Raw genomic sequence first — 13,782 nt, 5'->3', positions numbered from 1 at the left:
CTCAAGATTAAAAAAAGAGCACTTAGTCGTGATTTTAAAACAAGTGCTTGCATCAAGCTTAGTGATTAGCGATAATCCTCACGCTTTACTTACTAAGAGCTAATTAAATGGTTTTGGTAACGTAATTCATCTATGGTGACCCTTTCGGTCCCCTCGCAATGATACTCTGTGAACTCGGCCAGGTCCGGAAGGAAGCAACCGCAGCAGACGACTCATGTGCCGAGGTGTGGCTGTTTGGGTTGCCACCTAATACTTTGGAGTCAATGACTTACATCTAAATAAGCGTAACTGCTACATTAGGTGCTACAATGAAGTCAGCTCAAAATCCCTCATTTATATATTCGCAATGGTATTTACTACTACCGGAATAACTCTGTTTGGCAATCATTAAGAACACGCTGTAAAAAAGAAGCCTTTAGAAAAATGAAGTAAAGAAGGCGTTGACGTTGGTCGAGACAAAGTAACCCGCTTAATGGAACCCCTGGGCTTAAAGGTCAAACAGCGAATTGCTTATAAAGTCACAACGATGCGTAAGCACAGCCATAGCGTTGCGGATAACATTGTTGATCAGCAGTTTAATCCTAAACAAGCCAATCAAGTTTGGGCTGGTGATGTAACGTATCTTCGCACGGGGCAAGGCTGGATGTACCTGGCGATAGTGATGGTTTTATACTCTCGCCGCATCATTGGCTGGTCAATTCATAAACGTATAACCGTTGATTTAGTTGAGCGATGCAGATGGCACTGAATCTCAGGCAACCAACTAAAGCGCTAATATTTCACAGTGATAGAGGCTCACAGTATACGAGTCATCGTTTTCAACAACAGTTAAAGAATAACAATATTATTGCTTCTATGAGTGGCCGTGGCGCGTGTTGGGATAATGCTGTTGTTGAACGGTTCTTTGGTAGTTTGAAAAAAGAATGGCTATTAAATATTTAACCTGAACTCGGTTGAAGATATATTTAACAAATTGAAATATCAGTAAAAATTACTTTTCTGAATCGCTAGCTTGATAGTTTTTCTTCTTTTCATATGATAAGCAAGGAAAATTTCGCGTCAATAGCTGGCCTATTGCAAGTCAATTTAATGAAGAAGTTAGGAAAAGTAGCCGCTAGAGAAAAATTTGTTAAGCCGAACTCAGGTTATTTACCATTTAACACGTAGTGATATGAAAGAAGATGTTGAGGTTTATATCAGATATTACAATCAGATCAGGCTGCATACATCAAATAGCGACTGCTCTCCAATTGAGTTTGATCAGTCCACAATAAATGTGTCTTATGTAGCTTGACCAGAACACTAAGCTAAGGAGAGTCAAAACAGAATAAATATTTGATATGGTGTAAATGCTTTAGAGAAGAGTATAGAAGCCATTAACAAATACAATATTAATGGCTTTCATTGGATAATTAATTAGAAGTCATTGCTCTTATTGTCTGCCATAAACTCAATTGCTTTTGAAATCGCTGACTTAACTCTGCTTTCCATTTCAAAACGCTCAGATGGCGGTAGATAAAAAGCCATATCAACCTCGTGTCGTATATAGCGAGTTGGTAACTGGTTTAATACAACGCAAGTTAAATCAGCAATAAAGTCATCATCATATTTTTCATCAAACTTGGCAGTAGCAAATTGTTGCATAACTAATTTTTCATAGTAGTTATGAATATCATCAGAAATTTTCATAGTAAGCCTTAAGATTAAATTATTGATTTATTATTGAGAGTAACCTGAGTGTAGACAAAATGCTAATAGAACGCTGTTTATCAGGCTAAAAATAACTATTACTTGTTGCGATTTAAATAAATTACCGCTTCTCAGCAAACTCAATGTCACGTTCAATAATTGATATTGCATGGCGACAACGGCCTAAGCGTTGATGCAACGCGAGCACCTCTTTAGAAAGCTGCTCACTGTTTACTTGTTTCGCTACACTGCGCTGTTGTTCGCGCTCAGTTATCATATTGAGTAACCTGCGTTCAAATTCGTGATGTTCGTTAAGTTTTTCGTATAAAAGGTGACTACTACTTAACACCTTACTTGTTACATCATGATATTTATTATTTTCATTTTTTTGTTTAGCGTATTTTATTTTGACTTTTTTCACCGCATCAAAATTTATTTGTGCGGCTTGGTGCATAGCAGCGTTTGCTTGTATGGCATTATACAGGGCCGAGATTTGTTGTTCTATTTGTTGCAATGTTGTTATAGCTAAGCTACTTCGATTATTACTTTGAGTGCTAGAGCTATTTAAGCGGATGAAATCATTAATTCTTTCTTCAACTTCTTTGACATAATGTAAAAACTGATCACTGCGACAGTGGAATAAGTGCTCTGAGAATAGATTGTTATTTTCAATAAGTTTATGAGATGTCGAGTGTGTATTTTGTTGATCAATAGCTTTTGCTTGCTGATTAATTTGTTCTAGCAAGTATTTAAGTCTATTTGTTGCGTTAACGCTGTTAAGTTGAGTCATGAATTAATCTTTGGAACCAAATGATGCAAATAGAATGAATAAAGGTATCACTTATTTTTAACTGCGAATAAATAAGTAACCCCATATCTACAAAGCTTTTCGTAGATATTGTACCACAGCAACTTAACCAATTTGTTAAGGTTTTAGATAATTCTAGATATAAATATTTACAAAAATTAAATATATAATTACTTTATTTCTTAAAATTGTCACTATTTAGGTACAGTTGTTAGCCTCCTAAAATAATTTTATTAGAGTTTAATTTAATGGTGACTTTAATAAACTCCTTTTTTTTTAATGGTTTACGTTTGTTTTTTTTGGGTTTTTTATTGAGCTTTTCATAGGTGTATATTTTGTTAAGGAATTTTCATTTGTGTAACAATTGGTGTTGACGTTTTTTATTGAATACGTTTACTATGCTAGTGACAGATCGGGTCGATGACCAGTTCAACGTAAAGACAAAGCAGTATAGCTTTGCTTTACATCTTAAAGATTAAAACAAAAATATAACCAAATCACACTGTGATCCAGGGAGTAAACATGTATAACAATTCTAAAGTTGCTAAGGCTATCCGTTTAGCAATGATGGTTGGTGCAGGCGCTGCGGCAACTATCTCAGTTCCAACCTTCGCTGCAGAAGAAGTTGCAGAAGAAAAAGTAGAGCGTATTCAAATAACCGGCTCTAAAATTAAGCGTATTGGTGAGTTATCACCAACTCCAGTAACAGTTATTTCTGGTGACGCTTTTGTCAAAGCAGGCATTACAAACGTAGCTGATTTATTGAGTGAACTACCTGCAGCAGCAGTAGGAATTTCACCTGAAACATCAAATAATAATATTTATGCTAATGGTTTAAATACAACAGATCTTCGTGGATTAGGTAGTTCTAAAACGTTAGTACTTGTTAATGGGCGACGTTTTGTTGCAGGTAGTCCAGGTAGCTCTTCAGTAGATTTAAATAATATACCGACAGCTATGGTAGATCGAATGGAGATTACTACAGGTGGTGCCTCTGCAATCTATGGCTCTGATGCTGTAGCTGGTGTGGTAAACATTATTACTAAAAAGTCATTTGACGGTATTGAAGTTGATGCTTCAGGTTCAATTCCAACCGAAGATGGCGGTGAAGAGTCATATTTGTCACTTACATTTGGTGACGAAGGTGAAAAGAGTAGCTTCATTGCAAATATATCATATGCAAAACAAGAGCAACTTGCAGGACATCAACGTGATTTCTTAGTTAATGGTCCAATTGCTTATGATACACCTGATAATGTTGATAATGAAGATGGTATTCCTCGTAGATCAGTTTGGAAAAAAGGTAATACAAAACTAGGATATTATTCTCCTACGGGCGATTTTTTCATGGCTGATGGCCACTATATATTTGCTGATGATGGCACTATTCGCCCATTTGAGCAAAATGATACACTGCCAGCAAGTTTAACTCCGGGTAGTCGTAATACTAATTACTTTGCCGGTGAAGGCGATGGTTATCACTTTTTAGATAATAAGTATGTTCGTACACCATTAGAACGTCTGAATGTTACAACGCAATATAATTATAACATTAATGATGACCATACTATGAGTTTTGAGTTCCTATACTCAGATACCTCTGCATATGGCGAGTCGTCACCTATTTTTAAAGCTACCAGCCTTCGAGCTGACAATGCTTTCTTTAGCGACGAAACACAACAATTTTTTGCAGACCGTGATGTATCTTCATTTACCGCATACAATACTACCGATGTTTTAGGACATCGTAAATACGAGCAAGACAGAAGCACCGTACGTGCAGCCTTAAGCTTTGAAGGGATAATTAGTGATGATTGGTCTTATGATGCCTATATTCAAAAAGGACAAGTTTCACAAATAACAACTTGGCATGGCGAAATGCTTACGCAAAACTATGAAAACGCTATCGATGCAGTTAATTGGAATGGTGAAATAGTTTGTGCTGATCGTAACGATGCAGGTGAAGTTATTGGTGCCAAATCAGGTTGTTCACCTATAAACCTTTGGGGGAAAAACTTAGCCTCCCAAGAAGCGCTTGATTATGTAGGTACAACAGCTATGCGTGATGCAACCATTGACCAAATGTCAGCGGCCGTAACAGTGTCAGGTGATTTGTTCGAACTACCTGCCGGTACTGTGGCTAGTGCATTTTCATTAGAATATCGTGAAGAGGAGTCAACTACTCGCCCTGATTCAGGTATTCAAGGTGGAATAATCTTTGGTAACCAAAGTGCGTCATCAGCTGGTAAATTTGACGTTATCGAAGCAGCAGTTGAAGTATCTGTACCATTAATCACAGATTCAGTTATTGCTGATGATATATTTCTTGAATTAGCATATCGCTATATGGATTATTCATCAACGGGTAATGATTACGCTTACAAAGTAGGCTTAACTTATATCTTGAATGACGAGTTTACTATGCGCGGTAATGTTTCTCGCTCAGTACGTGCACCAAATATTACTGAATTATACTCTCCAGGTTCGCAAACATTTGCTTCTTTTTCTGATCCATGTGGACAAGGTGCAATTGATAACGCATCAGCTGAGAAAAAAGGCAATGTTGAACGTAACTGTCGCGCTGATGGAATTCCTGTAAACTGGGAACCATCAGATGATTGGAAACGTACAAACAACTCAGGTTTTGTTTCAGGAAATGCAGAATTAACCAATGAAGTGGCTGACGATTATACTATTGGTTTTGTGTATAACCCGAGCTTTATCGAAGGTTTAGGTTTAACTGTTGATTATTGGTCGTTTGAATTTGATAACGAAATTAGTTACCCAGATGATAGAACTATAGCTAAAAAATGTTACGAATCTGAATCGCTTGATAACTTATATTGTACGTTAATTGAACGTACAGCTGGTACGTATGAAATAGACAACTTCTTGGTTCGTCCGATTAACTCGGCATCAAGTAAAATGAGTGGTCTTGATTTGGAGGTAAACTATGCTGTTGAAACTTCATTTGGTAATTTTTCACCTCGACTAATTGCAACATACAATGAGAGCCGTGAAGGCAATGATACAGGCTTCGAAGAAGACTTTTATATAGAAGATGGTGAGCAGCGTTTCCCTAAATGGAAAGCAAGCTTTATCACTAACTACGCTTATGAAGACCTTTCGTTAACTTTAAAGATTAATTACCGTGCAAGCACTGTTGAAGACAATGAGTGGGATGCAGAGCAAAATAACTATAACGATATTCACTCGTATACAACGTTTGACTTAACAGGTCGTTATCAAGTTACTGATGCGTTAGAAGTGCGAGCAGGTATATTAAATATGTTTGATCGCACCCCGCCAGCGAACCCATTCTCTTATGATGAAGGCGAGTTCTATGACTTGTTCGGTCAGCGTATTACTTTAGGTGTTAACTACAAGTTTTAATATCTGAACTGTAAAGATACTTAACTTTAAGTTAATAACAATAAACCCCACCTAACAGTTTAATATCGTTCAAGAAATACTTGAACGATATTACAACTATAAGATAATCCCCTCTGATATTTTCAAAGGGGATTTTTTTGTGCTTAATAATGAACTAGAGCTTGTCTATGAATCAGTTGAGGAAAGTGGTGCTTATGAGTCTGTCATTCAAGCGATTGAACCCGAGTGAATAGAAGAGTCTTTGTTAGCTACAGGAAAAGCAAGCATCCGAAGCCGGAGATTGCCAGCCCAGCAAGCTATTTGGCTTGTTATCTCGATGGGACTTATACGAAATAAGTCGATAAAAGAGGTTTGTAGCTCTATGGATATTGCTCTACAGCCTAGTGTCAGTAACGAATGGTCTAGAGTTGCTCCAAGTGTCCTAACAGATTGCCGTCGTCGTTTATCTGATTCACCTATGTCATACCTTTTTAAGGCAACATTGGAAGCATGGAAGGATAAAGTGCTTGGAGCTCAAAGTGATATTGGCCTTCATGTTTTGGCCGTAGATGGTACAACATTTCGCTGCCAAGATCCCCTGAAAAATGGCGTGCTAGGCTTATTGCTTACCACGAGCATCAAGGAGAGATAAAAGGGTTTATCACTTTATTAATAGATCCAGATAAATACCCGTTAGAATCAATATTGAATATCTATTGACGATTCTGGGGGATTGAAGAAGGTTATGGAGAGTTAAAGCAAACACTACTTCAAAATAAAATCACACTTCGAAGTCGATTTATTGATGGTGTAAAGCAAGAGTTATGGGGCGTGTTAATTGAGTATAACCTCATACGATTGGAGATGGCAGCTATTGCAGAAGAAGCAAAAGTTAAACCGACGAGAGTTAGTTTTACAGCAGCTATTAGCTTGATTGATACTCAACTTCGATGGCTTGCTTTACCCCCTGACGGTAAACTTCTAACAAAGTTGAAACAAATGAGAGCAGATATCCGTTGCGATACAAGAAATGATCCTTATCCGAGCGACATTAAACTCAACGTATTGGCTTTTTTTATGTTGAAAAATAAGCTACTTTTTAATAACGGCAAGGTTATCTTTCATTAACCTTTTAATAACATCTGTTCTAAGTCAGCGAGTGTATTCAGTGCGAATTATCCTTATTATTTAATCTATTAACCTCTAATAACTTGATGATTTAGGAATAATGTACAATTATCTATACGATTAAGCATTATAGTCTTAGGTTTTAGCAAGTGTATTTTTTTATATTACGGCTAAAATAAATGTGTCTTTTTATTTTTTTTTTGTTATTAATCAGATGGTTGCGATTTATTTTTTGTTACTCAATGTAGCGGAATGTTAATAAGTGTAAAATTGACCATTGAAAGACTTAAAATAGTATTGACGCTTTAAATAAATAGCGCTTACTATCTTTAATGACAGATCAGGTCGAAAGACTTATCAGAGAGAATAAACAAGACAACATAGTCTTGATTCTTTAAACATAACTAACAACCAATCACTTAGGTGATTCAGGGAGTATACATGTATAACAATTCTAAAGTTGCTAAAGCTATTCGCCTAGCTATGATGTTTGGCGCAACCTCAGCTGCTGCAATCGCTACACCAGCTGCTATCGCAGAAGAAGGCGCGGAAAGTGTAGAGAGAATTCAAGTAACAGGTTCGCGTATTAAGCGTTCTGAGTTTGAGTCAGCTAGCCCAATTTCTGTTTTTAATGAAAAAGAAATTATGGCCTCAGGTGTTGCTAGTGTTGATGAGTTTTTGAAAGATATTCCAGCTTTTACTGGTTTTCAAATGGGGGCATCAACAAACAACGGTAACAATGGTCAGAAAAAAGTAGATTTACGTGGTTTAGACTTCAACCGTACTTTAGTATTAATTAATGGTCGCAGACAAATTGGCGATGTAAATGATGATGGTGCTGTTGATATCAACGCTGTTCCTATTGCCATGGTTAAACGTATCGAAGTGTTAAAAGATGGTGCCTCTACTATTTATGGTGCTGATGCAATCGCTGGTGTAGTTAATATTATCTTGAAGGATGATGTTGAAGGTGTTGAGATAACGGCTAACTGGGGTGCGGGTACTGACGATGGTCAAGCTGAAAATAGAGGTTTTTCTGTAGTTGCCGGTGCTTCTTCAGACCGTGGTAACTTTACGGTTGGTATCGAGTACAATGAACAACAAGAAATGAAACAAGATGAAAAATCTTGGGCTCAAGAAGCATTATTTCCACAGTTACAACCTGATGGTACTTTTTTAGCGGTTGGCTCTGCATCATCTAACAGCCGAAAAATAACAACAGGCGCTGCAATCCCAGGTGTAGGTAATACATTCATCGTTGATGGTCCTACAGGTGAGGTACGACCATTCAATAAAGATTTTAATGGTAATACCGTTGATGATACTTATAACTATGCACCAGTAAATGCACTAGTTACACCAAATGAGCGCTTTCAGTTCGCAGCCAATGGTAAATATGAGTATATAGATGACCATGAGCTATACATGGAAACACTTTATACACGCAGAACATCGCACCAACGCTTAGCACCTGATGCGTCATTCAATACACCAGGTATTGATCAAAAAATTCCAGCAAGCAACCCATACAACCCATTTGGTGATAACGCGAACAATCCATACGGCGTTTCTGGCCAAGCAGTTACCCTAAACAGACGTTTTACTGAGTCAGGCGGCCGTATTTACCAACAATCAGCTGATACGTTCAGAATGTTAGTTGGTGGTCAAGGCTATATTAATGACTCAATTGGTTATGATGTTTCTTTTACTTACGCTGAAAATGAAGTTATTGAAGAAACTAAAAACCTTCACCGTATTGATAGATGGCAAAAAATGGTTGACCCAGCATTATGTGCTGCTGAAGCAGAATGTTTAGCAGCGGTTGGCTCTGATGGTTTCAATCCATTTGCGGATTACGGTAGTATCACAGATGCTGAGTTGGGCTACTTAATGGCAAACTCCCTTAAGAATTTATCTTGGGGTCGAATGATGTTATTCCAAGCTGGATTAAATGGTGAACTTGAATCTGTTGATTTTGGTTCAGGTGCCTTAGGTTGGGCGGCTGGCTTTGAACACAGATATGAGCAAGGTCGTTTTTCACCTGATGAGTTTATGGCAGAAGGCTTAACAACTTCAGGAGCATCACCAGCTCAAACAGGTGACTTTACTGTTGATGAAGTTTATTTCGAAGTCAACATGCCTGTAACAGATAGCCTAATTGTTGATGCATCTGCTCGTTACTCTGATTACAGTACGGTAGGTGATACTACTAACTTTAAAATAGGTGTTGACTATCAAGCACTTGATTGGGCAAAAGTTCGCGGTGGGTTTGCAACAGGTTTCCGTGCACCTAATATTTCTGAGTTAAACCAAGTTGAAGTAGCTAACAACCCAGTTGTTGAACCATGGTGTGAATTTTTAGATCGTCGTTCAGATGTAACAGACACTATGCGAGCTAACTGTATTGCACAAGGCGCTGATCCAACGGATGATTCAGAATTAGGTTTTGCGTATCAAGCATCGGTTTCAGAAAGAGCACCAGCTCAAGGTACATTAAAACCTGAAGAATCAGAAACCTTTACCTTAGGTGTAGTTTTAACTCCACTAGAGAACTTAAACATTAGTTTTGACTACTGGGATATCTCAATTGATAACTTAATCGGTATTCCAAGTTATAATGACTTATCATACGCGTGTTTAAATTCACCAAACCTTTCAGCGGATGCATGTTCTGTATTTAGGGATTGGGACGGTAATGCATCATCACCAGTTTTATTTGGCGCATACCCTGCTGATGCAGTTATGGAGTATGGTAACTTAGGTGAATTAAGCACTAATGGTTTAGATGTTGATGTTCAATATACTATGGACGTTGACTTTGGTTTTGGTAGCCAACTTGATTTAAGATGGTCAGCGACTAACACCTTCAGCAGAGAAGAAACTTTTGACTATACTGGTACAGTGGAAAAAGTAGGTACTGCTGCTAGCTCAGCTCTATACCCTGAGCTGAGAATGAATGCATCGGCTAACTTAAGCGCAGATGATTGGAACATTCAATGGGCAATGCGTTACATTGGTGAAACTGACGATGTATCACGCCCAGCAGAGCTGACTGATGACTCTGTGGCTGATTCAGTTTTATATCATGATTTAACGGGTAGTTATACATTTGGCGTAGTGAGCTTGACTGTAGGTATCTCTAACTTAACAGATGTAGACGCACCACGCTTCCATAGTGCATTTAACGCAAACACAGAGCCAGGCGTTTACGATGTTATTGGTCGTCGATTATTTGGTTCAGTTAGTGTGAAATTCTAGCAATAGTTTTATTATTAACTCTAAAAACCGATAGTATTTACTATCGGTTTTTTTTTCATTTAAAATTAAATTGTTGTTAGTATAAATATTACCCTATAAAAATTTTCTTAGTGTATTAAGGTATATTTATCGTAAATAAATTTGACATACTACGAAGATATTAGTAAAACAGACTACGGCAAAATTTATGTCTCTCATTGTATCAGAAATAGAATGAGTAATTTTGTTAGCAAAACGATACGTTTTTGTATTTAAGAAGTACGTTAGCAGTAAAAGAATAACTTTATCTTTTAAAGTCTCACCTTGACAGCACCGCTGTCATTTGGGATTATTGCTAGGTTGTATTCATAAAAAGTTACATTTAAAAACGACAGACTTTTATATTTGCGGTAATTAACGTTTTAACAAATTATTTGTTTGAATAAATTATCAAAATTAAAATAGCAATGGTTGGGAACTATGTCCAAAGTAAGTAAGAAAAGCCTCATCGCTACAGCGATGGTTGGTGCACTAGCGTTAGCTGGTAGCAATATCGCCGCAGCAGATGCATTAACAGATCTTCATAAAGCTGAAGCTCAAAACTTTAAACAGTCAGCTAAATCACAAGCAAAAATCAATAGCATCTACGAACAAACGCAAGACCTTCTTGCTGAGTACCGTAACACTGTTGATGAAGCAGACGTACTTCGTGGTTATAACGACCATGTTCAGCGTATGGTTGATGGCCAAAAAGCTAATATCGTTTCTTTGCAAAAGCAAATTAACGGTATTGATAAAATCAAGCAAGGCGTTATACCGTTAATGTACAAAATGATTGACTCGTTAGATAAGTTCATCGAATTAGATGTTCCTATGAACATTGAACGTCGTAAAGAGCGTGTTGAAAATTTACGTGCAATTATGGATGACTCAAACGTATCTGTTTCTGAGCAATTCCGTTTAGTACTTGAAGCTTATGAAATTGAAGCTGGTTACGGTACTATATTTGATGCATACCAAGGCGAAATTGATTTAGGTGGTCGTACATTAACTGCTGATTTCGTACATATGGGACGTATTGCCCTAATTGCACAATCACTTGATGCAAAACATTCTTGGTTATGGAACAACGAAACACGTGCATGGGAAGAATTAGGTGATGAATACTTAAAACCTATCACAGACGCTATTCGTATGGCCCGTAAGCAACTACCTATGGACTTAACTAAATTACCAGTATTTGCAGCAGGAGCCAAATAATGAAAAAAGTTATTAATTTTGTATTGCTAGCTGCATCAATGACTGCTGGCATGGTTTCTACATCGCACGCTAATGAATTAGATGCGTTATTAAAGCAAGTAAAAGCAGATCGCGTATCAGAAGCTAAACTTGATAAAAAACGTGAAGCTGAGTTTTTATCAGAACGCGCCGACAAGCAATCGCTTTTAGCTACAGCTAAAAAAGATTTAGCTAACGAAAATGCACGTAACAAGCGTTTAACTAAAGAATATGCAGCAAATGATATTACAATAGCGCAAAAAATAGTTGAACTTGATAATGCTAAGGGTACTTTAGGTGAAATGTTCGGTGTTTCTCGTGCAGCAGCAGCTAATGCATTTGGTCAAATCACTACTTCAATTGTAAGTGCTGAGTTCCCAGATCGTGGCACTGAGCTTAACCGTATCGCTAACTCGAAAGCTATTCCAGCTTTAGAAGATCTTGAAGAGTTATGGTTTGCATTACAAACTGAAATGACAGAATCAGGTAAAATCTCTCAATTCAGCTCTAGTGTAACTAACTTAGACGGCTCTAAATCAACTGAAACCATTACACGTATTGGTGCGTTTAACTTAGTATCATCTAATGGTTACTTAACTTATAACGATGAAGTTGGCCAAGTTCAGCCGTTACCTAAACAGCCAGCTGGTTATATTTCTGAAACAGCATCAAATTTCTTTAATACCTCTTCAGGTTATACAGCTGTATACGTTGACCCTTCACGTGGTGGTATTTTATCACTTGAAACACGTAAGAAAACGCTTGAAGAATTCTTCCATGAAGGTAAAGAAGTTGGTTATGCAATCACAGTATTGTTAATCATTGGTTGTTTAATTGCTCTTGAGCGTTTAATTGTTCTTGGCGGCATGAGTGCTAAAATTAAAGCACAAGAGAAAAACCTTGATAAGCCTAATGAAAACAACCCTCTAGGTCGTTTACTTAAAGTATTCTACGACAACCAGTCGGCAGATGCTGAAACATTAGAGCTTAAACTTGATGAAGCTATTTTACGTGAAACACCTAAGGTTGACCGTGGTGTTAACTTAATCAAAATGTTCGCGGCTATTGCACCTCTAATGGGTCTACTAGGTACAGTTATCGGTATGATCATGACGTTCCAAACGATTACATTATTTGGTACAGGTGACCCGAAAATTATGGCTGGTAACATCTCTCTTGCACTTGTAACAACTGCATTAGGTCTAATTTGTGCATTACCACTTATCCTTATCCACTCAATTGTAGCTGGTAAGAGTAAGTCAGTTCTACAAAAACTAGATGAGCAAAGCGCTGGTTTAATCGCTGCTATCGCAGAGAAGGGGTCTAAATAATGTTATTCCTGATAGAGCTTTGGGAATCTGTCAGGGGTTTTATTGCGACAGGTGGTAACGTACTTTATGTTGTTGCCTTTGCACTCTTATTGATGTGGATTATGATGATAGAACGTTATTGGTTCTTAGCATCAGTCTACCCTAAGATGAGAGATGATATCATTTCTCGCTGGGATGCACGTCAAGATACTACATCTTGGTATGCACATCGAATTAGAGAGACTTGGATCTCCGAAGCAGACGAGTTACTTGAAAAGCGTATGATTACCATTAGAACCTTAGTGGCAATGTGTCCTCTTATCGGCTTACTGGGAACAGTAACAGGTATGATTGGCGTATTTGAAGTCATGGCTCAACAAGGTACAGGTAATCCGCGTCTAATGGCCGCTGGTATATCGCAAGCAACAATTCCGACAATGGCGGGTATGGTTGCAGCATTATCAGGCGTGTTCTTTAGTTCAAGATTAGACGCTAAAGTTAAACTAGCAAAGGCTAAACTGGTTGACAGTTTACCTCATCACTAGAGAGATATATTCATGGCACGTAAACGTATTCGTGAGGACGAAGAAGCAGCAATTGATATGACACCGATGCTAGATATCGTATTCATCATGCTGATCTTCTTCATTGTAACCACTTCATTTGTAAAAGAAGCTGGTATTGAAGTTAATAAACCGAAAGCGGCAAATCAGTCTAAGCAAAAAAATGCTAACATCTTTATTGCAATTAAAGATAGCGGCGAAATTTGGTTAGATAAAGGCCCAGTTGATATCGAACGTGTTGGAGCAAGGATTGAAAAATTACTTGCTGAACAACCAACCGATGTTGTTATTATCCAAGCTGATAAAGATGCAAAACACGGCATCGTTGTTAAAGTAATGGATGCAATTAAAGAGGCTGGCATAGACCGAATTTCTATCGCGGCTGCAAAGGGGTAGA

General features: G+C 37.7%; 9 protein-coding genes, 1 other RNA gene and 2 pseudogenes. 10 read left to right on the top strand and 2 right to left on the bottom strand.

All coding sequences use genetic code 11. The annotated features are described in order from the left end of the window. The first annotated feature begins 142 nt into the window (after nucleotides 1-142). From ffs to ABD005_RS18190, 3 genes and pseudogenes are all read left to right on the top strand, one after another. An RNA gene (gene ffs, locus ABD005_RS08590) (signal recognition particle sRNA small type) lies at nucleotides 143-239 on the top strand. A gap of 191 nt (nucleotides 240-430) precedes the next feature. Next, nucleotides 431-939 (top strand): annotated as a pseudogene (locus ABD005_RS08585) (IS3 family transposase); the annotation flags it as partial. A 187-nt stretch (nucleotides 940-1,126) separates the two neighbouring features. Continuing rightward, the gene (locus ABD005_RS18190; protein WP_425544890.1) at nucleotides 1,127-1,294 is read left to right on the top strand and encodes an IS3 family transposase; all 168 of its coding nucleotides are present in this window, start codon (nucleotides 1,127-1,129) and stop codon (nucleotides 1,292-1,294) included. Between the two features lie 122 nt (nucleotides 1,295-1,416). On the opposite strand, the gene ABD005_RS08580 is transcribed toward ABD005_RS18190, so the two are convergent. Together ABD005_RS08580 and priC are read right to left on the bottom strand one after the other, a co-directional pair. Then, the gene (locus ABD005_RS08580; RefSeq protein ID WP_215980741.1) at nucleotides 1,417-1,689 is read right to left on the bottom strand and encodes a late competence development ComFB family protein; all 273 of its coding nucleotides are present in this window, start codon (nucleotides 1,687-1,689) and stop codon (nucleotides 1,417-1,419) included. A gap of 121 nt (nucleotides 1,690-1,810) precedes the next feature. Then, a complete protein-coding gene (gene priC / locus ABD005_RS08575; protein ID WP_343816972.1) occupies nucleotides 1,811-2,479 on the bottom strand; it encodes a primosomal replication protein PriC in 669 nt (222 codons plus the stop codon). A 540-nt stretch (nucleotides 2,480-3,019) separates the two neighbouring features. On the opposite strand from priC, the gene ABD005_RS08570 reads away from it, so the two are divergent. The 7 genes and pseudogenes from ABD005_RS08570 to ABD005_RS08540 all read left to right on the top strand — a co-directional run bounded on the left by ABD005_RS08570 (nucleotide 3,020) and on the right by ABD005_RS08540 (nucleotide 13,781). Continuing rightward, nucleotides 3,020-5,890: a TonB-dependent receptor domain-containing protein gene (locus ABD005_RS08570; protein ID WP_343816970.1), complete on the top strand. Its 2,871-nt coding sequence runs from the start codon at nucleotides 3,020-3,022 to the stop codon at nucleotides 5,888-5,890. Between the two features lie 139 nt (nucleotides 5,891-6,029). Next, nucleotides 6,030-6,874 (top strand): annotated as a pseudogene (locus ABD005_RS08565) (transposase domain-containing protein); the annotation flags it as partial. A gap of 564 nt (nucleotides 6,875-7,438) precedes the next feature. Continuing rightward, nucleotides 7,439-10,255, top strand: a complete 2,817-nt coding sequence (locus ABD005_RS08560) for a TonB-dependent receptor plug domain-containing protein (RefSeq protein WP_343816968.1) — start codon at nucleotides 7,439-7,441, stop codon at nucleotides 10,253-10,255. Nucleotides 10,256-10,714: 459 nt separating this feature from the next. Further along, the gene (locus tag ABD005_RS08555) at nucleotides 10,715-11,494 is read left to right on the top strand and encodes a DUF3450 domain-containing protein (RefSeq protein WP_343816966.1); all 780 of its coding nucleotides are present in this window, start codon (nucleotides 10,715-10,717) and stop codon (nucleotides 11,492-11,494) included. After that, nucleotides 11,494-12,843 (top strand): MotA/TolQ/ExbB proton channel family protein, encoded by a 1,350-nt coding sequence (locus ABD005_RS08550; protein WP_343816964.1) that lies wholly within the window; start codon nucleotides 11,494-11,496, stop codon nucleotides 12,841-12,843. The genes ABD005_RS08555 and ABD005_RS08550 overlap by 1 nt, the downstream gene beginning before the upstream one ends. Further along, complete coding sequence (locus ABD005_RS08545; RefSeq protein ID WP_215980649.1) at nucleotides 12,843-13,367, top strand: MotA/TolQ/ExbB proton channel family protein; 525 nt, start codon at nucleotides 12,843-12,845, stop codon at nucleotides 13,365-13,367. Before ABD005_RS08550 ends, ABD005_RS08545 begins: the two co-directional genes overlap by 1 nt. A gap of 12 nt (nucleotides 13,368-13,379) precedes the next feature. Further along, the gene (locus tag ABD005_RS08540) at nucleotides 13,380-13,781 is read left to right on the top strand and encodes an ExbD/TolR family protein (RefSeq protein ID WP_215980648.1); all 402 of its coding nucleotides are present in this window, start codon (nucleotides 13,380-13,382) and stop codon (nucleotides 13,779-13,781) included. Nucleotide 13,782 lies beyond the last annotated feature (1 nt).

This window comes from Colwellia asteriadis, assembly GCF_039523295.1.
Taxonomy (GTDB): domain Bacteria; phylum Pseudomonadota; class Gammaproteobacteria; order Enterobacterales; family Alteromonadaceae; genus Colwellia; species Colwellia asteriadis.
The sequence above is the reverse complement of the archived record's forward strand: the minus strand, read 5'-3'. Positions and strand labels throughout refer to the sequence as shown.